Origin of the sequence: Hartmannibacter diazotrophicus, assembly GCF_900231165.1 — a bacterium.
Taxonomy (GTDB): Bacteria; Pseudomonadota; Alphaproteobacteria; order Rhizobiales; family Pleomorphomonadaceae; genus Hartmannibacter; species Hartmannibacter diazotrophicus.
The window spans coordinates 1,450,929-1,471,128 of sequence record NZ_LT960614.1; the positions used below are offsets into that span (position 1 = coordinate 1,450,929).

The window sequence follows — 20,200 nt, forward strand, 5'->3', positions numbered from 1 at the left end:
CGCGCCGATCCGTTCTCAGGCGCGTTTTCTCCCCCGCAGCGCGCCCCAGAACCGCCTGGCGCACGGCCTGCCGGCCCGCGACCCCGCCGCCCTCCCTCGGCGGGGTCGCAAATTTTCCTAGGCATAAATTCTTAAAAACTAGAAAGCGAGGCCGCGATGCCTGCCGAACTTCTCGTGGCGCCTGCCGTCGAGCCGCTGACGCTTGGCGAGGCGAAGCTCTTCCTGCGGCTGGACGGCAGCGACGAGGACGATCTCGTGACCGCCTTCATTCTTGCGGCGCGGCTTGCCGTGGAGCAGTTGTCGCGGCGGCTTCTGATCGATCAGACCTGGCGCGTGACCTTCGACCGGGTGCCGAAGTCGCGGCTGTTGAAGCTTCCGCTGATGCCGGTCCGCAGCGTCGTTTCGCTCAGTGTCGTGGATGCGGACGGGGCGAGCACGACGGTCGATCCCTCCGCCTATGAGACGGATTTTACGGGCGGCGAGGCTCGAATTGCCGTCACGGATCCGACGCTACCAGGCGTCCGGCTTGCCGGCATCGAGGTTCGTGTTCAGGCCGGTTACGGCACCGCGGCCGAGGATGTGCCCGAGCCTCTGCGCCAGGCCATGCGGCTGTTGGTGGCGCACTGGTACGAGCACCGCGGCGATGTGGCCGCGAACGGCATTCCCGACGCGGTTGTCAGCCTGCTCCAGCCATTCCGCCGTCTGGGGCTTGGCGCATGAGCGAGGTCGTTTCCATTGGCGCCCTGCGCCACCGCCTGTCGGTGGAGGAGCCCGTCGAGACGGCGGATGCGCTTGGTGGCGCCACGATCCTCCATGTCGTCACGGGCGATACCTGGGCGGCTATTCGGGCGAAGTCGCTCGCTGAGAAGCTGGATGCCGCCGACCGGCTGGGCGGGGTCGTGACGCACGAGATCGTCCTTCGCGCCGACGTTTCCGTCAGGGCCGGATGGCGGCTTTCCGGCGGCGGACGCCGATTCCGGGTGCTGTCGGTCGCAAGTCCCAACGATGGCGGCGGCTTCCTGCGCTGTCTTGCCGAGGAGGAAAGCGGATGACGCAAATGATCGCCTCGGGCTTTTGCGCAGGCATGGCGGCGCTGCAGCAGGCGCTGCGAACGCTGCTTCTCGCCGATGGTGCGCTGGCATCGCTTGTCGGCACGCGCATTCACGACGGGCCTCCGGCGCGGACCGGAGACTTGCCCTTTCTCGCCTTCGCCAATGCCGAAGCGCGCGACTGGAGCACGGGCGATGCCGGCGGCCAACGGGTTGACCTGAAACTCGAGGCCGTCTCGCGCGAAGGCGGACGGGCCGAGGCGCTGGCCGTGATCGAAGCGGTGGAGGCGGCGGTGGCCGCAAGCGGCATCGATCCGGCCGGCGTGACGCTCGTGCTGCTGCGGACGGACCGGATGGGTGTCGAGCGCCTGTCGGACGGCCGGACCTGGCGCGCCAGCCTCACCCTTCGCGCACTGATCGAAGCCTGACCGTTTTCTCCAGCAATTTCAGGGATATCGACATGACGGCACAAGCAGGCCGCGACCTTCTGTTGAAGGTCGACACGAGCGGCGGCGGCACCTACACCACCGTGGCGGGCCTGCGCGCCCGGCGCATTGCCTTCAACGCCTCGGCGGTGGACGTCACCGACGCCGAATCGAGCGGCCGCTGGCGCGAATTGCTCGCTGGCGCCGGTGTCCGGCGGGCAAGTCTTTCCGGCAGCGGCATTTTTAAGGACGCGGCCTCCGATGCGGACGTTCGTCAGCTCTTCTTCGACGGCAGCATTCGCAACTGGCGCATCGTGATCCCCGATTTAGGCCAGATCGACGGCGCATTCCAGATCACCGCCCTCGAATACGCCGGCAACCACGACGGCGAGGTGACCTATGAAATAGGCCTCGAATCGGCCGGTGCGCTGGCCTTCACCAGCCTTTGATGGCGGCAGGGAGACTGGAAATGGCGAACCGGCATCGCGGTGAGATCGAGGCTGAGATCGGCGGTCGGCGGCGTATCCTCTGCCTGACGCTCGGGGCGCTGGCCGGCCTGGAGCATGCCTTCGGCGCCGAGGACATGACTGCGCTGGCGGAGCGCTTTTCCGCAGGTCGGCTGAAAGCCTCCGATGCGACGGTGATCATTGCGGCGGGTCTGGCCGGTGCCGGTGAGCCAATGACAGCCGACGAGGTTGCCGCAATGAGGATCGAGGGCGGCGCTGTCGGCGCGGCGCGGATCGTCGTGGACCTGCTCGGCGCGACCTTCGGCACGGAGGTGGCCGACGACAGCACGGCGCGCCCTTGAGACCAGCGGCAGGGGCAGGGGAGCAGGCGCGAGGCCAGCCCTTTCCATGGCAGGAGGCCATGCACGCGGGACTTGGTCGGCTCCGGCTGAGCCCAAGGGATTTCTGGGCCATGACCCCGCGCGAACTCGCCCTTGCCATCGCCGCTCCTCGATACGGCGTCGCTCCTTCGCGGTCCGCGCTTGGACGAATGATGGCGCTTTTCCCTGACTGAATTCGAACATTGATGGAGAAGGCCTATGGCGCTTGAGGGCAATGATCTGGCTGAATTCGATCAGCAGGCCGGAACGCTCAGGAACACGCTGCTCGACCTCGATCGAATCTCCTCGCGATTCTCGTCGTCGCTGTCTCGCGGTCTCGCGTCTGCGGTCGTCGAGGGGCGCTCGCTCGATCAGGTGATGAAGCAACTTGCGCTGAACTTGTCGTCGAACGTGCTGAATTCGGCCCTTCAGCCCCTGACGCGGTCGCTGAGCGGGGTTGCGAGCGGCCTCTTCGGGGCATTTTCGGGGGCGGCGGCTTCTTCTGTCGTTCCCTTCGCCACGGGCGGGGTCGTGGCCTCGCCCGGCTATTTTCCGCTTGGCGACGGGCGGACGGGTTTGGCGGGAGAAGCGGGCGCCGAGGCGATTTTGCCCCTGACGAGAGGCCCGGACGGGCGTCTCGGCGTCAGCGGCGAGGGCGGCCGGACGAACGTGACGTTCCAGGTGAACACGCCGGACGCGGAGAGCTTTCGGCGGTCCGAGGGCCAGATCACGGCACTTCTTGCACGGGCCGTGTCACGCGGGCGGCGAACCTTGTGAGGGAACGGGGGTCGGGCCGCCAAAAAAGGCTAGCCCGCGCCGCCGGACGGGGACAGCGCGGGCTATGGCGCTGAGCCCGACGAGGAGGGGGTCAGGCGACGGCGCGTTGTTCGGCCTCCAACAGATCCAGGATCTCCTCCCGAAACATGAGGCGCTGTTTTTGCAGTTCGGCAGCCAGAGCCTTCGACGCGGCGGCAGGGCATCGCTCCAACTGCTCGATACGGCCAATCAGGCGCTCGAACAGGTCGGCAAGCTCGGCATCAAACCGCCGGATGTAGTGGACCAGAGAATGGTCATCATCCCGGTCTTTGTGCCGGTTGGCGACCGCTTCCTCCAGAGCTTGGACAGCCATGTCTCATTCCTCTTGTTGGCGAGGATGCCGGCCGTGCATGCCGGTCTCCTTGAGATGGATCAAACTGGCAGAGAAAAATGTCCTCATCAGGTCCGTTCCATGACGTTTTGTTTCCCACGCGTATCGCCCTTGGTGCATCCGGCGGGCCGGAGCGCCGCACCGAGATCGTGGCGCTTGGGTCGGGTCGCGAGGCGCGCAATGCCCGCTGGGCCTGCGCGCGCCGCCGTTTCGACGCCGGCTACGGCATCAAGTCCCTCAACGACCTCTACGAGGTCATCGAGTTTTTCGAGGAGCGGCGCGGCCGGCTCTACGGCTTCCGGTTCAAGGACCGGAGCGACTGGAAGTCCTGTCCGCCCGCCGACATCGCCGACCCCCGCGATCAGGTGATCGGGACGGGCGACGGTGCGACGACGGCATTCCAGCTCTCCAAGACCTACGGCGGGCTCGTTCCTCATGTCCGCCCGGTCACGCGCCCCATCGAGGGCAGTGTCCGGATCGCCGTCGACGGTGTCGAACTCGCATCCGGCGGCTTCACGATCGACACGGCCGGGGGCCTTGTGACCCTGACCGTAGCGCCCGAAAGCGACGCCGTCGTGACGGCCGGGTTCCAGTTCGATGTCCCGGTCCGTTTCGACAGCGACCGGCTCGTCATCAACCTCAGCCATTTCGATGCGGGCGACATTCCCTCGATCCCCATCGTCGAGATCCTGGAATAGGGACGATCCACGATGCTTGAAATTTCCTCTGCGTTGGCGGAGCGGCTCGCGAGCGGCGCGACGACGCTTGCCGCTTGCTGGAAGCTGACCCGAGCCGATGGAATGGTGCTGGGCTTTACCGATCATGACCGGGATTTGAACTTCGACGGCACCGTCTTCAGGTCCTCGGTCGGGCTCGACGGGTCGACGCTTGCGGGCGCGAGCGATCTTTCAGTGGGTGATGGCGACGTCGCCGGCGCGATCAGCGACGATGCGCTGAGCGAGGAGGACCTTTTGGCCGGTCGCTGGGACGGTGCCGAAGTGGCGATCTGGCTGGTCGACTGGAACTCGCCGGACGACCGGACCCTGCTGTCGGTTGCAACGATCGGCGAGGTGACCCGTCGTGACGGTGCCTTCAAGGCCGAACTGCGCGGCGCCGCGGCAGAGCTCGAAAGAAACGGCGGCCGGGTATTCGCCCGCCATTGCGACGCGGTGTTCGGCGATGCCCGTTGCGGTGTCGACGCCTCCAATCCCGTCTGGCGCGGGGAGGGAACCGTGACGCAGGACGCCGGATCGGCGGTGCTGGCGCTCTCCGGTTTTTCGAGCTTCGACAGCGGCTGGTTCTCCGGCGGCGTGTTGACCTTTCTCGGCGGGCCACTCGCCGGACGGGAGATCGGCGTCGAACGGCATGCACAGGATGGCGAGATGGCGAGCGTGACGCTGTGGCGCTCGCTGCCTCTCACCGTTCCGGCCGGAACGGCTGTCGCGATGATCGCCGGCTGCGACAAGCGGTTCGAGACCTGTTCGGCGAAATTCGCCAACACGCTCAACTTTCGCGGCTTTCCGCATATTCCCGGCAACGACTTCGCCTTCTCCTACGCCCGTTCCAACGGCAACAACGACGGGGGCGTTCTCTTCGAATGACGAAACGCGAGAGGATCATTGCCGAGGCGATGGCATGGCTGGGCACGCCCTACCGGCACCAGGCATCGCTGAACGGCGTCGGCTGCGATTGCCTCGGCCTGGTGCGCGGCGTCTGGCGTGCCGTCGAGGGCGAGGAACCGGAGGCTTTGCCAGCCTATTCGCCGGATTGGGCCGAAGCCGGCGCCGACACGCTGCTGGAGACCGCGCGACGGCATCTGTCGGAGCTTGATGCCGCCGAGGGCCGACCCGGCGACGTGCTGCTGTTTCGCTGGCGGGCGCATCTGCCGGCCAAGCATGCAGCGATTCTCATAGCGCCCGACCGCATCATCCATGCCCACGACGGCGCCGCCGTGGCGCAGGCCTGGTTGACGCCCTGGTGGCGGCGGCGACTGGCGGCCGCCTTCGCCTTTCCGGGCGCGTGACGACGATAAATCCTGAAAGGATCATTCCATGGCGACACTGGTGCTGGCGGCGGCGGGCGCGGCGCTTGGCCAGGGCTTCGGCGTCTATGGCCTGCTGATCGGTCGGGCGGTCGGCGCGCTGGCAGGCGCGGCCATCGACCAAGCGCTCTTCGGATCGTCGAGGACTGTCGAGCGTGGCCAGCTTTCCGATTTCTCGGTCCAGGCCTCTACCGAGGGCTCGCCTATCCCGCGCGTCTACGGCCGTGCGCGCATCGCCGGCGATCTCATCTGGGCAACGCGCCTCGTCGAGACGGTGACGTCCGAGACGGTCGGCGGCAAGGGCGGCGGCGGGACCACCGTCAAGGACTATGCCTATAGCGCCAATTTCGCGGTCGGGCTGTGCGAGGGGCCGATCGCGCGCATCGGCAGGGTCTGGGCCAACGGATCTCTGCTCGACCTGACGCGGGTCACCATGCGGACCTATCTGGGAACCGAGGACCAGCTTCCCGACAGCCTGATCGAGGCCAAGCAGGGGGCGGGAGGCACGCCGGCCTATCGCGGCCTTGCCTATGTCGTCTTCGAGGGGCTGCCGCTTGAAGACTTCGGCAATGCAATTCCGCAGCTGACCTTCGAGGTCATTCGTCCCGTCGGACGGCTGGAAAAGCAGATCCGGGGCGTTGCGCTGATCCCCGGCGCAACCGAATTCGGCTATGCGCCTCAGCCGGTCACCCGGACGCCCCAGGATGGTGAGACCGAGAGCGAGAATGTGCACACCTCGGTCGCCACGAGCGATGTGATGGCTGCGCTTGACGACCTGCAGGCCGTCTGCCCGAATTTGACGAGCATCGCGCTGGTGGTGACCTGGTTCGGCACCGATCTTCGCGTCGGAGAATGCCGGCTGGAGCCGCGCGTGGAGAATGCGGGCAAGGCGACCTCGATCGTCTGGCGCGTCGACGGGCTCTCGCGCGCCGAGGTTCAGGTTGTCTCTCAGGTGGATGGCCATCCGGCCTTCGGCGGCACGCCGTCCGATGCGAGCGTCGTCGCGCTGATCGAGGAGGTCCACGCACGCGGGCTGAAGGTGACCTTCTATCCCTTCGTCATGATGGATATTCCGGCCGGCAACGGGCTTGCCGATCCCTATGGCGCCTCGGAACAGCCAGCCTACCCGTGGCGGGGCCGCATCACCTGCTTTCCGACGCCGGGCGAGGCAGGATCTCCAGACGGAACGGCTGCCGTCGCATCGGACGTGGCAGCCTTCGTCGGAGCGGCCGGGCCCGGTGACTTCGCAATCTCCGGAACGCAGGTGACCTTCACTGGCGCGGAGGAATGGTCCTACCGCCGGATGATCCTGCACTATGCCCATCTTTGCGCGGTCGCCGGCGGCGTCGAGACCTTCCTGATCGGCTCGGAATTGCGGGGGCTGACGGGCCTCAGCAGCTCGTTTGGCATCCACCCGTTTGTCGATGCGCTGGTGACGCTCGCGGGCGACGTGAAGGCGATTCTCGGAAGCAATACCGAGGTCAGCTACGCCGCCGACTGGACGGAATGGTCGAACCACCGCCCGGACGACGGGTCGGGCGACGTCACCTTTCACCTCGATTCGCTCTGGGCATGCGCCGACATCGATTTCGTCGGCATCGACGCCTATTGGCCGCTGGCGGACTGGCGCGGCGGTGCGCATCTCGATGCGGACCTCGCAGTTGCGTCGACGGACCGGACCTATCTCGACGGCAATGTCGGTGGCGGCGAAGGCTACGACTGGTACTACGCCAACGAGGCGGACCGCGATGCGCAGATCCGAACGCCGATCCTGGACGCGGCCTACGGCAAGGATTTCGTCTTCCGCAACAAGGACGTCCACGGCTGGTGGTCAAACCGGCACTACAATCGTCCGGGCGGCGAGGAAGAGGCCAGTCCGACCGGCTGGCTGCCGGGGCTGAAGCCGATCCGCTTCACGGAGCTCGGCTGTCCGGCGGTGGACCGGGGCGCCAATGAGCCAAACGTCTTTCCCGATCTGATCTCGTCCGAGGGCAGGACGCCACGTTTTTCGCGCGGGACCCGCGACGACCTGATGCAGCGGCGTTACCTGGAGGTGCTGCTCGGGCATTTCGAGCCCGGGCACGCGCTTTATGCCGAGGGCAACAATCCGGTGTCCCCGGTCGATGGACGTCGGATGGTGGAATGGGACGGCGCCCATGTCTGGTGCTGGGACGCGCGGCCCTATCCGGCCTTCCCGCTGTTTCAGGACATCTGGGCGGACGGCGGCAACTGGCAGGCCGGCCACTGGCTCACGGGTCGGCTCGGAACCGCGCCGCTGGACGACCTGCTGGCGGCAATTCTGGCTGACTTCGGATTGGCCGGATCGCAGAGCGACGATGCAGCCGGGATCGTGGACGGCTTCGTGATCGGCAACCGCACGTCGGCGCGCAGCGCACTGGAGCCGCTGGCAACGCTGTTCCGGCTGGACTGCGTCGAACGGACGGGAGCGCTCGTCTTCAAGGATAGGGGCGGGCTATCCGTCGGCACGATCAATGCGGACGATCTCGTCGAGGAGGGCGAGCAGCCGCTCATCACACTGCAAAGAGCCGAGGAGGCGGATATTCCCGCTCGCGTGGACGTCGGCTTTCTCGACGGCGCGGCGGATTATCTGCAGGCCAGCGTTTCGGCCTCAAGGGTGGACGCGGGCGGTGGCAAGACGCTGGATCTGTCGCTCTCCGGGGTCGCTGCACCCTCGGTCATGCAGGGCTATGCGACGGCGCTCCTGAAGGACCTCGACACCGCGCGGCTTTCGCTGAAGCTGGCGCTCGGTCCCGAATGGATCGGCCTGGAACCCGGCGATCGCCTCGTGCTCGCCATCGACGGCTACCCTGCCGACGTGATCGTCCAGCGGATCGAACGGACGCTGTCCGTGCAAGTGGAGGCGCGGGCCTTCGACAGGGAAACGGAGGCCGCTGCGGCAATCGCACCGACGCGCTCCCCGGCGTCGGGCCTGCCGGTGGTCTTCGGGCCGCCGCGCGTTGCCATCATCGACCTTCCGACCGAAGGCGATGCGGCGACGGCCCATCAGCCCAGGATCGCGGCGGCGGCGCAGCCATGGCCAGGGTCTCTTGGCGTCTACAAGGCAGCCGGCACCGGCTACGGCTATCTCCAGACGCTGGAACGGCCGGCAGTGATGGGCACGCTGGCGACGGCACTTCTGCCGGGTGCCCTCTGGCGCTTCGACCGGGTGAACACGGTCGAGGTGAGGCTGCTCTCCGGCACGCTGGCAAGCGTGACCGAGGCGGAGTTGCTCGACGGCGCCAACGCGGCGGCGATCGAAACACCGGACGGGAGCTGGGAACTGATCCAGTTTCAGACGGCAACGCTAATCGGGACGCGGACCTACCGGCTTGAAACGCTCCTGCGCGGCCAGCTCGGCACCGAAGACCAGATGGCGAAGGGCCACGCAGCCGGGGCAAGCTTTATCCTGATCGATGCGGCGGCGGGCAAGCTTCAGATGCCGCTTTCCGCGCTTGGACGGGACTTCACCTTCCGCGTCGGACCGCCCGGGCGCGACGTTGGCGATGCGGCCATGCGGCAGGTGAGCGCGACGGTGGCAGGCAGGGGCCTTCTGCCGCTGGCGCCCGTGCACCTCGGCGCCCGACGGCTTGCCTCCGGTGACATCGACCTCACGTGGGTTCGGCGCACCCGCATCGGTGGCGACAGCTGGGAACAGACCGAGGTGCCCCTTGCCGAGGAGGCAGAGGCCTATGAGGTGGACATCGAAGCCGGAGGGGCCGTCGTCCGGACCATCGCCGCGACGAGCCCTGCGGCGACCTATCCCGCGGCCGCTGAGGCAAGCGATTTCGGCGCGCCGGTCGATGCGCTGACCTTCTCCGTTCGCCAGATGTCGGCAAGCTATGGGCGCGGCATCGCGGCCATGACGACCGTCAGCCTCTGACGGCGCTGTTTCACATTCAAGATCGAAGGATTCGCCGATGACCGGGACAGCACGGATCGGGCTGCCGCTGCTTGCGGCGGCGCAGGCGCAAAAGCACGTCACCCACAACGAGGCGCTGGTCCTGATCGACGCCCTCATGGGGCTGAGCCTCAAGGATCGCGATCTCGCAAGCCCGCCATCGTCACCGGACGACGGCGACTGCTATCTGGTCGCCGCCGCGGCAACCGGCGGCTGGGCCGGCAAGGACGGCATGATCGCCTACGCCGTGGACGGTGACTGGCGATTCGCCGAGCCCGCCACGGGTCAGGTCGCCTATGTCGCCGACGAGGGCCTCCTGGCCATTCGGCGCGAGAGCGATTGGCTGGATCTCTCGCCGGACTTCTCGGCGCTTGAAGTCGCGACCATCGGCATCGGCACGGGGCCGGACGCCGGCAATCCGCTGAGCGCGAAGCTTAACAACATCCTCTTCACCGCCCTGGAATCGTCGTCCGGCGGTGACGGAGACCTGCGCTTCAAGCTGAACAAGGAGACATCGAGCGACACGGTCTCGCAGCTCTATCAGGTCGGATACTCGGGACGGGCCGAGGTTGGTCTCCTCGGTGACGCGGCCTTCTCGGTGAAGGTTTCGCCGGACGGGAGCAATTGGCTTCTGGCCCTCTCGATCGACCCGGTCGATGGCGCGATGTCGCTTTCAAGTCCTTTGGGCATCGCGTCCGGCGGCACCGGAGCCGGGACGAAGGCGACTGCCCGCAAGGCGCTGGGACTGGCAAGGCCCAATGTTCCGCAGCGCAATCATGTCACTGGCAATGCCTGGCTGTCTTCCACCTCTGCCGCGGACAATCTCTGGCAGTCCGTGACGTGGTCCCCGGACCTCGGCCTCTTCTGCGCTGTGGCCGGATCGGGCTCTGGCAGCCGGGTGATGACGTCACCGGATGGAATCGCCTGGACGAACCGGACGAGCGCCGCCGACAACGACTGGCGCGACCTCTGCTGGGCCGAAGGCCTCGGCCTTTTCGTGGGGGTTGCCGCGACCGGTTCGGGCGACAGGGTGATGACGTCGCCGGATGGCGCGACGTGGTCCGTGCAGTCCAGTCCGCTCGACGTTGCCTGGGAATCGATCTGCTGGTCCGAAGAGCTTGGGCTCTTGTGCGCTGTGGCGTCCAGCGGATCGGGTAGCCGGGTCATGACCTCGCCGGACGCCATTGCATGGACGAGCCGGGCGAGTGCCGCCGACAACGACTGGACGTCCGTTTGCTGGTCGGCGGAGCTCGGGCTCTTTTGCGCCGTCGCGGCAACGGGGTCGGGCAATCGGGTGATGACCTCGCCCGATGGGGGCGCCTGGACGAACCATGCGAGCGCCGCCGATAACGATTGGCGCTCGGTCTGCTGGTCGGCGGAGTTGGGCCTCTTTTGTGCCGTCGCGGCGACGGGGTCGGGCAATCGGGTGATGACCTCGCCGGACGGGATCGCCTGGACGAGCCGGACGAGCGCTGCGGACAACGACTGGCAGTCGGTCTGCTGGTCGGCGGAACTCGGCCTCTTCTGTGCCGTCGCGACCACGGGCACGGGTAGCCGGGTGATGACGTCGCCAGACGGCATTTCGTGGACGTTGCGGACGAGCGCCGCCGACAACGAGTGGCGTTCCGTCTGCTGGTCGTCCGATCTCGGTCTTTTCGGCGCCGTCGCGGCGAGCGGCAGCAGCGATCGCGCGATGACGAGCGTTTCCGCTCATTCCTATCCCTATCGCGGTTGACCGGCCCGGAAGGCCTCTCGCCGGTTCCCTTTCGTTCGTCCGGCGCAACAAGGCGGTCGCCGGTTCGGACGATCATCGCCAACGTGGAAAGGAACACATGATGGACGGAACGAAATCACCCTGGGCGTCCCGGGGCCTCTGGGGCGCCGGCGTTGCGATTGCGGCTGGCGTTGCGGGCCTCTTCGGTTACTCTGTCGACGGCGGCATGCAGGCGGATCTCCTGCAGCTTGCCGAGGCCGGGTCGGCGCTTGCGGGCGGCGTGCTGGCCTTTTGGGGGCGCTTCAAGGCGACAAAGACTCTGGGCTGATCGGATGGAGACGCGGCTGGGAGCCGCGTCACGGGCAGGACGATTCGGCTCCAGGCCTCGGTCTTGATCGGGTGGCGATTCGTCTCGCCGCCTGATGGTAGCCAGCAGGCTCATGGGTACTGGCCCGCGAGGAACGGCGGCATGCGGCGTTCATCGCGGGTTCAGGCTGTGCGTTGGAAGATCGGCGATAGGAAAAGGGAATGGATCGGCCATGCGGATGAGGCACAGGGTCCTTGGACCAATAGCCGGAATTCTTCTGCTGGCCATGATGCCGTTCAGCATCGAGCCGGCCTGGGCGGCCTGCCTGTCGGCCCAGCAGGCCAGCCAGGCTATCGCCAGCGGCGCGGCGCGAAGGCTGAGTTCTGTGGCGGGCGGCGTCGGCGGTGAAATCGTCAACGCCCAGCTTTGCGACGAGGGCGGCCGGCTGGTCTATCGGCTGGTGGTCAAGATGGGGCAGGGCCGGGTCGCCAACGTGGTCGTCGACGCAAGGACCGGACAGGTGCTGCAGCGCTGAGGCCGCGCAAGATGGTTTTGAAGGAGTGAGAGGGGATGCGGATCCTTGTCGTCGAGGATGATCCGGATTTGCGGCGCCAGCTTGTGGCCGGCTGCAAGGAGGCAGGCTACGCCGTCGATCAGGCGGCGGACGGCGAGGAAGGGCATTTCCTTGGTGACACCGAGCCCTACGACGCGGTGATTCTGGATATCGGCCTGCCCAAGAAGGATGGAATCAGCGTTCTGGAAGCCTGGCGCCGCGATGGCCGCCTGATGCCGGTTCTTCTGCTGACGGCGCGCGATCGCTGGAGCGACAAGGTCGCAGGCATTGACGCCGGCGCCGACGACTATGTGGCAAAGCCTTTTCACATGGAGGAAGTGCTGGCGCGGCTCCGCGCTCTGGTGCGCCGCTACGCCGGCCTTGCCTCCAACGAGATCGAGATCGGCCCCCTCAGGCTCGACGTCAAGAGCGGGCGTGTCAGCGTCAACGGCGAGCCGGTCAAGCTGACCTCCCACGAGCTGCGCCTCCTGCAATACCTCATGCACCACAAGGACGAGGTCGTCTCCAGGACGGAGCTGACCGAGCACCTCTACGATCAGGATTTCGACCGCGATTCCAATACGATCGAAGTCTTCGTCGGACGGCTTCGGCGCAAGCTGGGCGTTGATCTGATCGAGACGGTGCGCGGTCTCGGCTATCGCATAGCCGCGCAGGCGAAATAGCGACGATGGGCTGGCGGGACCTTTTCCATTCGGCAACTTGGAAGCGTTCGCTGGCGCTGCGCATGACGCTGGTCGCCATCGTCTGGTCTGTCGTGGCTCTGGCGATTTCCGGCGTGATTCTGGTCGGGCTCTTCCGTGACAGCGCGGAGCGCCACCTGGACGACCGCCTCAAGACATCGCTGGACGGCCTTGCCGGTTCTCTCGTTGCCGCGCAGCGCGGAAGCCCGCTTGAAGGCGACAGCCTTGCCGAACCGGAGTTCAAGCTGCCGCTGTCGGGATGGTACTGGCTGGTCAAGGATGGCCGAACGGGCATCGTCCTCTGGTCATCCGATTCGCTCTATGGCGATGCTCTCGATGTCGGCAATACGCCCGCGGACGGTGAAATTCACGCCCGCTATCTTGAAGGGCCAGGCGGGGTTCAACTGCGCGTCATTTCGCAGGTCATCACCGCGCCAGCCGGCACGGGCTATGACGTGACTGTCGCCGGCAACGCGGCTCAGCTGAATGCCGAGGTGATGACGTTCCGACAAAGCGTCTTCGTCACATTCGCGGTTTTTGCCATCGGGCTTCTGGCCGCCATTTTCTTCCAGGTCCGGACCGGTCTTCGCCCGCTGAGCCGGATGAGGGCAGCGCTGGCGGACGTCAGAAACGGGGAATCCGATCGACTCACCGGCGATTTCCCGATTGAGATCAATCCGCTGGCCCAGGAAATGAACGCTCTGATCGAGGCCAATCTCAAGGCGGTGGAACGGGCACGGGCCAACGCCGGCAATCTCGCGCATGCGCTGAAGACGCCTCTCAGCGTGATCATCAACGAATCGCGGACGGAAAAAGGCCCCTTTGCGCAGAAGGTTCTGGAACAGGCGGCGACCATGCGCGTTCGCATCAATGACGCGCTCGAACAGGCCCGGCTGGCGGCCGAACGGCGAGTCCTTGGTGCTGTCAGCGATGTCGGTTCTTCGCTGAAGGGGATCGCGCGCGTCTTGAAGCGGGCCTATGCGGACAGGGAAATCGACATCGAAATCGTGATGCCGAAGGAGATGCGCGTCCGCGTCGAACGCAGCGATCTCGATGAAATTCTCGGGAACGTGCTCGACAATGCCTGCAAGTTCGGAAATGGCCGGTTGCGGGTGAGCATGGAGGAAAGCAGGAGCAGCCAGACGGGTAGGGACTTCGTCATCGTCAGCGTGGAAGACAATGGACGCGGCCTGACGGAGGCCGATCGGAAGACGGCTTTGCAGCGCGGCAGGAGGCTGGACGAGAGCGTGCCGGGCTCGGGTCTTGGGCTGTCGATCGTTCATGATCTTGTCGAGATTTACGGCGGTACGCTTGATCTCGGCGAATCGGCCCTGGGCGGGCTTGCGGTGCGGATCGGATTGCCCTCGGTCTGATCGGAAAAGAATTCGGAGCGATTGCGGCCGAAGATCCCAATTCGGCCATTTTCTGGCGGTTCGATTGGCGCACTTGTGCTAAATGTTCGACAGTTTATATCGAGGCGCCGCGAATCACTCCGGAAGATTCAGGGTGATTGAAAAATGGCGGATTGCCTGGGCTGTTGGCTTTGATGCCAGCAGTCTTGAGGCGACGTCGTGAACCGGCGACGGGGATTCCGGGAACGGATCAGTGTTCCCATTACTTGGTGCGGGAGAAATTATGCTGACGAAGAATTTGATTGCGGTTGGAATGATCGGCGCGGCGCTTGCCGGATGCGCGTCCGACCCGCAATACGGCGGCGGCAACAAGGCGGGCCTCGGCACGCTTGCCGGTGCTGTCGCCGGTGGTGCTATCGGCAGCGCCTTCGGACAGGGCAGCGGCAAGGTCGCGGCCATTGCCGGCGGTGCACTGCTCGGCGGATTCCTGGGCAACCAGATCGGCGCGCGGCTTGACGAGGAAGATCGTCAGCGGGCCATGAATGCGCAGTACTATGCCCTCGAATCGGGAACTCCGCAGCAGTGGACGAACCAGAACACCGGCCGATATGGCGCGGTTTCGGTGAGCCCGGTGCAGCAGATCAACAGCTCGCAGTGCCGCAGCTACACGAGCACGATCTATATCGACGGTCAGCCTCAGGTGTCTCGCGGCACGGCCTGCCGCAATCCCGACGGGACCTGGCAGCAGCTGAACTGAGCCTCCGGGCAGCACGTTTCGATATCTGGAAGAAGGTCCGCAGCCATTCGGCTGCGGGCCTTTTTTGCATTGCGGCAGTCGTTTGGCGGCAAGGCCGTCTGTCGCCCCCGGGGCCGGCATCACAAAATTGCGATTGGCCACGGCGATCCGTCTGCGTTGATCTGGAATGGCTGTTGACGGGCGTTTCCATGAAGCGCTGGAGGGAATTCGGAGCGAGTTCCGAGGAAACGGCGCACGTGTGGGTGGGACGTCCGGAATTTGAGCCGAGGCGCAAGGTCGTCCGGGATTTTGCCTCGGAGGCCCATGCCGGACATCAGAGCGGGGGAATCGGAGCATGATCGGAAGACTGGCCGCGATTGCCGTCGTCGGTGCGGGGCTCGGTGCCGCCGCCTTCTGGTTTCTGACGACCCCGGTGGTCATCGAGGCGGCTGAATTACCGGACCATGCGGCCGATCTCGAGAACGGTGCGCGGATGTTTCACGCGGGCGGCTGCTCGTCCTGCCATGCGGCGCCGGGCGCCAAGGGAGACGACAAGCTGAAGCTTGGCGGCGGGCTCGAACTGAAAACCGATTTCGGCATCTTTCGCGTTCCCAATATTTCCCCTGATCCGGAAACGGGAATCGGGCGGTGGTCTCCCGTCGATTTCGTCAACGCGGTGATGCATGGGGTCTCGCCGCAGGGGGAGCATCTCTACCCATCCTTCCCCTATGCATCCTACAGCCGGATGAAAGTGGAGGATGTCCTCGATCTGAAGGCATTCCTCGATACGTTGCCGAAGGTCTCGCACCGCGTTGCCGGGCATGACCTGCCGTTTCCGTTTTCGATCCGACGGGGAGTCGGCCTGTGGAAACTCCTCTACCTTGATCCCGCCCCGGTGGTCCGGTTTGCCCAGCCGGACGGCGAGGTGGCCCGGGGGCAGTATCTGGTCGAAGGGCCTGGCCATTGCGGCGAGTGTCACACGCCGAGGGACTTTGCCGGCGGCCTGATCCTCTCCAAATGGCTCGAGGGCGCGCCGAATCCCGACGGGAAGGGTGTGATTCCCGGCATAACGCCTGCGTCGAAGGAGGTTGGCGACTGGACCGGCGACGACATCGTCTATGCGTTGGAAACCGGCTTCACGCCATCCTATGACAGCTTCGGCGGATCCATGGTCGAGGTTCAGGAGAATCTGGCGCAGCTGCCGAAAGCCGATCTGGAAGCGATCGCCGCCTATCTGAAGGCGCTCCCGGGGGAGGGAGCCAATACGCGCTAGCAGGCATTGAGCGCATCCGGTGTTGCCGGATACGCCGCATGGCGTGCGCGGCACGCGCCCGGCTGCCTCAGGATTTAACAAAGCATTGATTTTTCCCCTGCTTTCAGGGGTGTGTAGCGATCTCCTTAACCTGTTGTTAGGAAAGCGGCCCGGGACCCCTCCTGCCTCGTGACATATCTGCAACAACCGATTTCAAAAGCCCTTTTCCGGCATTTCCGGAGCATCTTCACCGTTGATCGCGCGAAACTGATCGGTATGTTGAGCCTACGAGTTCGGTGCTACTGAACTCACATGTCGTAGAGCTGACTGTCAGGGGTGACAGTCTTCCAGAACGCGAAGCGGCAGAAGTTAATGGGCCGGCCGATCCTTGATCAAGTGATCGACTGAATCAGGTGGTCGGCAGGTTCAATGTTTGACTTTGGAGGTCAGGAAATGAAACTCAAGAGCATCCTGCTCGGTACCGCCGCTCTCGCCGGCATGACGCACGGCGCTCTCGCTGCCGACGCCATGGCTGAGGCTCCGGTTCCGACGGCTGTCAACTACGTCGAAGTTTGCGACGCTCAGGGCGCGGGCTTCTTCGTCATCCCCGGCAAGGAAACCTGCTTCAAGATCGATGGCCGCGTTCGTACCGGTTTCAAGTACGACGAAGACGGCACGACCAACCCGGCTGGTGGCACGGCTGATGCCTACACCTGGTTCGCCGACGCTCGTATCGGCTTCGACGCCCGTACGGCTTCCGACTACGGTCCGGTTCGCTCCTACTTCCGTATCAAGGTCTCGAGCTCGGGCAACGTTGTTGCTGACCAGGCCTTCGTTCAGGTTGGCTACCTCCTGACCGGTTATTCGGACAGTGACGTTCTCGCCGCGGCCGGTCTCGACGAGACGGGTGAATACGGTAACTTCCGCGACGTGACCTTCGGTCTGCCGACCGACGACAACGGCGGTCTCCAGTTCGACCTCCTCGCTGACGACCTCGGCGGCGGCTTCTTCGCCGGTGTTCAGGTCATCGACGGTGGCGCGGCTGGTACCTTCTCGCAGCAGTACAACAAGACCGCTGAGAGCGTTGCCTTCGGTGGTGTTGTCGGTATCACGGGTCAGCCGTGGGGTGCCGCCAGCTTGTTCGCCATGTATGACGATGAAGACGACCAGGTTTCGGTTCGTGCCACTGGCAACTTCAACGTCATGGAAGGCCTGCAGATCGCTGCGGTCATCGGTTACATGACCAACAACGACGGTAACGTCGGCTACATGGCTCAGGGCAATGTCGACACTGTCGCTCTCGGCCTCGGTGCCAGCTACGACGTGACGTCTGACGTCAACGTCTACCTGTCGGGCATCTACGGCTTCAACGACAACAGCACGTCTGACAGCTACGACATCCTCGGTGGTGCTGCCTGGACGTTCGCTGAGGGCACCTCGCTCGTCGGCGAAGTCAGCTACACCGACAACCCGGGTGTCAGCGGTGCTGTCGGCGCCACGGTCGGTCTGATCCGCAAGTGGTAATTTGCCGCTTGTAGCAGAGCTAACGGAAAGGCCCGGATTTATCCGGGCCTTTTTGTATTTGTGGGCTTGTCCGCGGCATGGTCGGGTGGTCCAAATCGGATATCGAGAGATGTCCGGACATGTCATCACCCCCATCGTTCTTGGGATGTCGGCAGGCGTTCCCCACATCCGCCCGCAACGTGTCCGCGTTGCCGGGAGCTGTCCGGGTCGGGACCATTTCTTCCGTTTTGAAGGCCGTTGAATTTCCGGGTGGACGCCTTGTTCTCCCGGGACCATCTGAGTATTGTCCAGCGTTGATTGGGCTGGAATTTTTGGTGTTTCGGCCTCGAATGGAAGAAGAAGACAATGTTCAAGGGTTCGATCACGGCGCTGGTGACGCCGTTCCGCGATGGTGCGTTTGACGTCGCGGCTTTTGAGGCTTTCGTGGATTGGCAGATCTCGGAGGGCACGCACGGTCTGGTCCCGGTCGGGACGACAGGCGAGAGCCCGACGCTGACCCATGACGAGCACAAACGTGTGGTCGAAGTCTGCATCAAGACGTCGGCCGGCCGTGTGCCCGTCATCGCCGGTGCCGGATCGAACAACACCCTGGAAGCGATCGACCTGGCTGTCTTCGCCGAGAAGGCGGGGGCCGATGCGCTGCTGGTTGTCACGCCTTACTACAACAAGCCGAACCAGGAAGGCCTCTTCCAGCATTTCAAGGCCGTCAACGATGCGGTCGGGCTTCCGATCTTCATCTACAACATTCCGGGCCGGTCCATCGTCGACATGTCGGTGGAAACCATGGCGCGCCTTTATGAACTCCCGAATATCGTGGGCGTGAAGGATGCGACGGCCAAGGTCGACCGGGTGAGCGCGCAGCGCGCGGCGATGGGGCCGGATTTCGTGCAGTTGTCCGGCGAAGACGCCACGGCGCTGGCCTTCATGGCGCATGGCGGCCATGGCTGCATTTCGGTCACGAGCAACGTGGCGCCGCGTCTTTGCGCGCAGTTCCAGGAGGCCTGCATGGCCGGCGACTATGCCGGCGCGCTGGAAATCCAGGACAAACTGTTCCCGCTGCATCAAGCGCTTTTCGTCGAGCCGAATCCGCAGGGCCCGAAATATGCGCTGTCGCTGCTCGGCCGGGTGGAAAACGAGATGCGCTTGCCGATGGTCCCTGTGACGTCGCCGACGCAGCAGGTTATCCGCCAGGCCATGGTGCACGCCGGCCTGCTGAACTGAAGCATCCAGCCGACCGGGCCTGTCACAGGCCTGGCCGGGCGGGACACCGACTTTCGGAAAACCGGACGTTCAAACAATAGGATGGAGCCCCAAACCGATTCGCGAAATCGGACCGGGGCTCCAACATCGAAGTATCATGGCCAAGCCCGACAAGAAGTCTTCGGCATCACGCATCGTCGCCGACAATCGCAAGGCTCGTTACAATTACGAGATTGGCGAAGCGATCGAGGCTGGCCTGCAGCTCTCAGGCACGGAGGTGAAATCCCTTCGGGCCGGACGGTCAAATCTCGCTGATTCCTACGCCGCCGAATATCGCGGCGAGATTTATCTCTACAACGCCTACATTCCGGAATACCTGCAGGCCAACCGCTTCAACCACGAGACCAAGCGGCCGCGCAAGCTGCTCCTGCACAAGCGTCAGATCCAGCGGCTCATCGGTGCGGTCGATCGCGAAGGCATGACGATCGTGCCTTTGAAAATCTATTTCGACGACAAGGGGAGGGCGAAATGCGAGATCGCCCTCGGCAAGGGCAAGAAGCTCCACGACAAGCGTGCGACGGAGAAGCAGCGGGACTGGAACCGCGAAAAATCCCGCCTGCTCAAGAGCCACAGCTAGGAACCGGTCGCTTTCCGGAACCAATGGCGGGCGATCAGTCGATCCGCTCCCAGCCGCGCGGCCGCAGATGCTCCTGCGGGCGAAAGCTGATCTTGTAGTCCATCTTCCGCGAGCCTTCGACCCAATAGCCGAGATAGACATAAGGCAGGCCGCGGCCGCGGGCGCGCCGGATGTGATCGAGGATCATGTAGGTGCCGAGCCCGCGCCCGTAAGCCGCCGGATCGAAGAAGCTGTAGACCATCGACATCCCGTCGGAGAGGACATCGCTAAGCGCCACCGCGAGGAGGTCCCCGGTGCCGGCCCCCGTCAGATGCGTGTCGGGCCCGCGCCGCCGGTATTCGATCACATGGGTCTCGACATGCGTGTCCTCGACCATCATGGCAAAGTCGAGCATGCTCATGTCGACCATGCCGCCATCGGCGTGGCGGGCATCGAGATAGTCGCGGAAAAGCGCATACTGCTCGGAAGTCGGCGCTGCCGGCAACTCCTGCCCGACAATATCCTCATTGCGCTTGATAGTACGCCGAAAGCGGCGGCCGGGCTGGAACTCGTCGACCAGGATGCGCACGGAGACGCAGGCGCGGCAGGTCTCGCAGGCCGGCCGATAGGCAATGTTCTGGCTGCGGCGAAAACCGCCTTGGGTCAGCACATCGTTGAGTGTGGACGCCCGCTCGCCGACGAGATGCGTAAAGACCTTCCGCTCCTGCCGCCCGTGAAGATAGGGGCAAGGGGAGGGGGCCGTCAGGTAGAATTGCGGCGCGTCGGTCGGATGATGCGTCATGCGACGTCAGGTCCCGCATAAAGGGCATCGCGCATA

23 protein-coding genes are annotated in these 20,200 nt (G+C 64.9%); 21 read left to right on the forward strand and 2 right to left on the reverse strand.

All coding sequences use genetic code 11. From position 1 onward, the window contains the following. Positions 1-156: 156 nt before the first annotated feature. From HDIA_RS06725 to HDIA_RS06755, 7 genes are read left to right on the forward strand one after another with little or no spacing between them, the layout of a single operon-like run. Positions 157-720 carry a head-tail connector protein gene (locus HDIA_RS06725; protein ID WP_099555465.1) on the forward strand — a complete coding sequence of 188 codons (564 nt, stop codon included), beginning with the start codon at positions 157-159 and terminating at the stop codon, positions 718-720. Continuing rightward, positions 717-1,052: a phage head closure protein gene (locus HDIA_RS06730; RefSeq protein WP_099555466.1), complete on the forward strand. Its 336-nt coding sequence runs from the start codon at positions 717-719 to the stop codon at positions 1,050-1,052. Before HDIA_RS06725 ends, HDIA_RS06730 begins: the two co-directional genes overlap by 4 nt. Then, the gene (locus HDIA_RS06735; protein WP_197708107.1) at positions 1,049-1,477 is read left to right on the forward strand and encodes a DUF3168 domain-containing protein; all 429 of its coding nucleotides are present in this window, start codon (positions 1,049-1,051) and stop codon (positions 1,475-1,477) included. Before HDIA_RS06730 ends, HDIA_RS06735 begins: the two co-directional genes overlap by 4 nt. A 32-nt stretch (positions 1,478-1,509) precedes the next feature. Further along, complete coding sequence (locus tag HDIA_RS06740; RefSeq protein WP_099555467.1) at positions 1,510-1,923, forward strand: phage major tail protein, TP901-1 family; 414 nt, start codon at positions 1,510-1,512, stop codon at positions 1,921-1,923. A 20-nt stretch (positions 1,924-1,943) separates the two neighbouring features. After that, positions 1,944-2,282 (forward strand): gene transfer agent family protein, encoded by a 339-nt coding sequence (locus HDIA_RS06745; RefSeq protein WP_099555468.1) that lies wholly within the window; start codon positions 1,944-1,946, stop codon positions 2,280-2,282. After that, a complete protein-coding gene (locus tag HDIA_RS06750) occupies positions 2,279-2,494 on the forward strand; it encodes a rcc01693 family protein (RefSeq protein ID WP_157775400.1) in 216 nt (71 codons plus the stop codon). The genes HDIA_RS06745 and HDIA_RS06750 overlap by 4 nt, the downstream gene beginning before the upstream one ends. Before the next feature lie 25 nt (positions 2,495-2,519). Then, on the forward strand, positions 2,520-3,077 hold the full coding sequence (locus HDIA_RS06755; protein WP_099555470.1) for a phage tail tape measure protein: 558 nt from the start codon (positions 2,520-2,522) through the stop codon (positions 3,075-3,077). Positions 3,078-3,168: 91 nt separating this feature from the next. On the opposite strand, the gene HDIA_RS06760 is transcribed toward HDIA_RS06755, so the two are convergent. Further along, the gene (locus HDIA_RS06760) at positions 3,169-3,429 is read right to left on the reverse strand and encodes a hypothetical protein (protein WP_099555471.1); all 261 of its coding nucleotides are present in this window, start codon (positions 3,427-3,429) and stop codon (positions 3,169-3,171) included. Positions 3,430-3,506: 77 nt separating this feature from the next. On the opposite strand from HDIA_RS06760, the gene HDIA_RS06765 reads away from it, so the two are divergent. The 14 genes from HDIA_RS06765 to smpB all read left to right on the forward strand — a co-directional run bounded on the left by HDIA_RS06765 (position 3,507) and on the right by smpB (position 19,383). Continuing rightward, positions 3,507-4,145 (forward strand): DUF2460 domain-containing protein, encoded by a 639-nt coding sequence (locus HDIA_RS06765; protein ID WP_099555472.1) that lies wholly within the window; start codon positions 3,507-3,509, stop codon positions 4,143-4,145. Between the two features lie 12 nt (positions 4,146-4,157). After that, positions 4,158-5,048, forward strand: a complete 891-nt coding sequence (locus tag HDIA_RS06770) for a DUF2163 domain-containing protein (protein ID WP_099555473.1) — start codon at positions 4,158-4,160, stop codon at positions 5,046-5,048. Then, a complete protein-coding gene (locus HDIA_RS06775; protein WP_099555474.1) occupies positions 5,045-5,470 on the forward strand; it encodes an NlpC/P60 family protein in 426 nt (141 codons plus the stop codon). The genes HDIA_RS06770 and HDIA_RS06775 overlap by 4 nt, the downstream gene beginning before the upstream one ends. 28 nt (positions 5,471-5,498) lie before the next feature. After that, positions 5,499-9,389: a baseplate multidomain protein megatron gene (locus HDIA_RS06780; protein WP_099555475.1), complete on the forward strand. Its 3,891-nt coding sequence runs from the start codon at positions 5,499-5,501 to the stop codon at positions 9,387-9,389. A 37-nt stretch (positions 9,390-9,426) separates the two neighbouring features. Continuing rightward, a complete protein-coding gene (locus HDIA_RS06785) occupies positions 9,427-11,142 on the forward strand; it encodes a DUF2793 domain-containing protein (RefSeq protein WP_099555476.1) in 1,716 nt (571 codons plus the stop codon). A gap of 97 nt (positions 11,143-11,239) precedes the next feature. Continuing rightward, positions 11,240-11,449: a hypothetical protein gene (locus HDIA_RS06790; RefSeq protein ID WP_099555477.1), complete on the forward strand. Its 210-nt coding sequence runs from the start codon at positions 11,240-11,242 to the stop codon at positions 11,447-11,449. Between the two features lie 265 nt (positions 11,450-11,714). Beyond that, positions 11,715-11,963: a PepSY domain-containing protein gene (locus tag HDIA_RS06795; RefSeq protein WP_099558750.1), complete on the forward strand. Its 249-nt coding sequence runs from the start codon at positions 11,715-11,717 to the stop codon at positions 11,961-11,963. 35 nt (positions 11,964-11,998) lie between these two features. Then, positions 11,999-12,664, forward strand: coding sequence for a response regulator transcription factor (locus HDIA_RS06800; protein ID WP_099555478.1), 666 nt, complete (start codon positions 11,999-12,001; stop codon positions 12,662-12,664). A gap of 5 nt (positions 12,665-12,669) precedes the next feature. Then, positions 12,670-14,055: an ATP-binding protein gene (locus HDIA_RS06805; RefSeq protein WP_099555479.1), complete on the forward strand. Its 1,386-nt coding sequence runs from the start codon at positions 12,670-12,672 to the stop codon at positions 14,053-14,055. Positions 14,056-14,317: 262 nt separating this feature from the next. Continuing rightward, on the forward strand, positions 14,318-14,791 hold the full coding sequence (locus HDIA_RS06810; protein WP_173796195.1) for an RT0821/Lpp0805 family surface protein: 474 nt from the start codon (positions 14,318-14,320) through the stop codon (positions 14,789-14,791). 334 nt (positions 14,792-15,125) lie between these two features. Beyond that, positions 15,126-16,043 (forward strand): cytochrome c, encoded by a 918-nt coding sequence (locus HDIA_RS06815; RefSeq protein WP_099555480.1) that lies wholly within the window; start codon positions 15,126-15,128, stop codon positions 16,041-16,043. A gap of 432 nt (positions 16,044-16,475) precedes the next feature. Continuing rightward, positions 16,476-17,546 carry a porin gene (locus HDIA_RS06820; RefSeq protein WP_157775402.1) on the forward strand — a complete coding sequence of 357 codons (1,071 nt, stop codon included), beginning with the start codon at positions 16,476-16,478 and terminating at the stop codon, positions 17,544-17,546. A 345-nt stretch (positions 17,547-17,891) separates the two neighbouring features. Next, positions 17,892-18,767: a 4-hydroxy-tetrahydrodipicolinate synthase gene (dapA, locus tag HDIA_RS06825; protein WP_099555482.1), complete on the forward strand. Its 876-nt coding sequence runs from the start codon at positions 17,892-17,894 to the stop codon at positions 18,765-18,767. A 136-nt stretch (positions 18,768-18,903) separates the two neighbouring features. Further along, complete coding sequence (gene smpB, locus HDIA_RS06830) at positions 18,904-19,383, forward strand: SsrA-binding protein SmpB (RefSeq protein WP_099555483.1); 480 nt, start codon at positions 18,904-18,906, stop codon at positions 19,381-19,383. A 34-nt stretch (positions 19,384-19,417) separates the two neighbouring features. Here smpB and HDIA_RS06835 read toward each other — a convergent pair whose 3' ends face one another. Further along, the gene (locus HDIA_RS06835; RefSeq protein ID WP_099555484.1) at positions 19,418-20,164 is read right to left on the reverse strand and encodes an arginyltransferase; all 747 of its coding nucleotides are present in this window, start codon (positions 20,162-20,164) and stop codon (positions 19,418-19,420) included. Between the last annotated feature and the right edge of the window lie 36 nt (positions 20,165-20,200).

What these genes read in the sequence shown, in the direction of transcription:
- HDIA_RS06790 (WP_099555477.1), top strand. Translation starts at nt 11,240, where the DNA reads ATGATGGACGGAACGAAATCACCCTGGGCGTCCCGGGGCCTCTGGGGC.
- HDIA_RS06835 (WP_099555484.1), bottom strand. Translation starts at nt 20,164, where the DNA reads ATGACGCATCATCCGACCGACGCGCCGCAATTCTACCTGACGGCCCCC.
- HDIA_RS06745 (WP_099555468.1), top strand. Translation starts at nt 1,944, where the DNA reads ATGGCGAACCGGCATCGCGGTGAGATCGAGGCTGAGATCGGCGGTCGG.
- HDIA_RS06735 (WP_197708107.1), top strand. Translation starts at nt 1,049, where the DNA reads ATGACGCAAATGATCGCCTCGGGCTTTTGCGCAGGCATGGCGGCGCTG.
- HDIA_RS06740 (WP_099555467.1), top strand. Translation starts at nt 1,510, where the DNA reads ATGACGGCACAAGCAGGCCGCGACCTTCTGTTGAAGGTCGACACGAGC.
- HDIA_RS06730 (WP_099555466.1), top strand. Translation starts at nt 717, where the DNA reads ATGAGCGAGGTCGTTTCCATTGGCGCCCTGCGCCACCGCCTGTCGGTG.
- smpB (WP_099555483.1), top strand. Translation starts at nt 18,904, where the DNA reads ATGGCCAAGCCCGACAAGAAGTCTTCGGCATCACGCATCGTCGCCGAC.
- dapA (WP_099555482.1), top strand. Translation starts at nt 17,892, where the DNA reads ATGTTCAAGGGTTCGATCACGGCGCTGGTGACGCCGTTCCGCGATGGT.
- HDIA_RS06805 (WP_099555479.1), top strand. Translation starts at nt 12,670, where the DNA reads ATGGGCTGGCGGGACCTTTTCCATTCGGCAACTTGGAAGCGTTCGCTG.
- HDIA_RS06815 (WP_099555480.1), top strand. Translation starts at nt 15,126, where the DNA reads ATGATCGGAAGACTGGCCGCGATTGCCGTCGTCGGTGCGGGGCTCGGT.
- HDIA_RS06795 (WP_099558750.1), top strand. Translation starts at nt 11,715, where the DNA reads ATGATGCCGTTCAGCATCGAGCCGGCCTGGGCGGCCTGCCTGTCGGCC.
- HDIA_RS06770 (WP_099555473.1), top strand. Translation starts at nt 4,158, where the DNA reads ATGCTTGAAATTTCCTCTGCGTTGGCGGAGCGGCTCGCGAGCGGCGCG.
- HDIA_RS06775 (WP_099555474.1), top strand. Translation starts at nt 5,045, where the DNA reads ATGACGAAACGCGAGAGGATCATTGCCGAGGCGATGGCATGGCTGGGC.
- HDIA_RS06820 (WP_157775402.1), top strand. Translation starts at nt 16,476, where the DNA reads ATGAAACTCAAGAGCATCCTGCTCGGTACCGCCGCTCTCGCCGGCATG.
- HDIA_RS06755 (WP_099555470.1), top strand. Translation starts at nt 2,520, where the DNA reads ATGGCGCTTGAGGGCAATGATCTGGCTGAATTCGATCAGCAGGCCGGA.
- HDIA_RS06765 (WP_099555472.1), top strand. Translation starts at nt 3,507, where the DNA reads ATGTCCTCATCAGGTCCGTTCCATGACGTTTTGTTTCCCACGCGTATC.
- HDIA_RS06800 (WP_099555478.1), top strand. Translation starts at nt 11,999, where the DNA reads ATGCGGATCCTTGTCGTCGAGGATGATCCGGATTTGCGGCGCCAGCTT.
- HDIA_RS06760 (WP_099555471.1), bottom strand. Translation starts at nt 3,429, where the DNA reads ATGGCTGTCCAAGCTCTGGAGGAAGCGGTCGCCAACCGGCACAAAGAC.
- HDIA_RS06725 (WP_099555465.1), top strand. Translation starts at nt 157, where the DNA reads ATGCCTGCCGAACTTCTCGTGGCGCCTGCCGTCGAGCCGCTGACGCTT.
- HDIA_RS06780 (WP_099555475.1), top strand. Translation starts at nt 5,499, where the DNA reads ATGGCGACACTGGTGCTGGCGGCGGCGGGCGCGGCGCTTGGCCAGGGC.
- HDIA_RS06810 (WP_173796195.1), top strand. Translation starts at nt 14,318, where the DNA reads ATGCTGACGAAGAATTTGATTGCGGTTGGAATGATCGGCGCGGCGCTT.
- HDIA_RS06785 (WP_099555476.1), top strand. Translation starts at nt 9,427, where the DNA reads ATGACCGGGACAGCACGGATCGGGCTGCCGCTGCTTGCGGCGGCGCAG.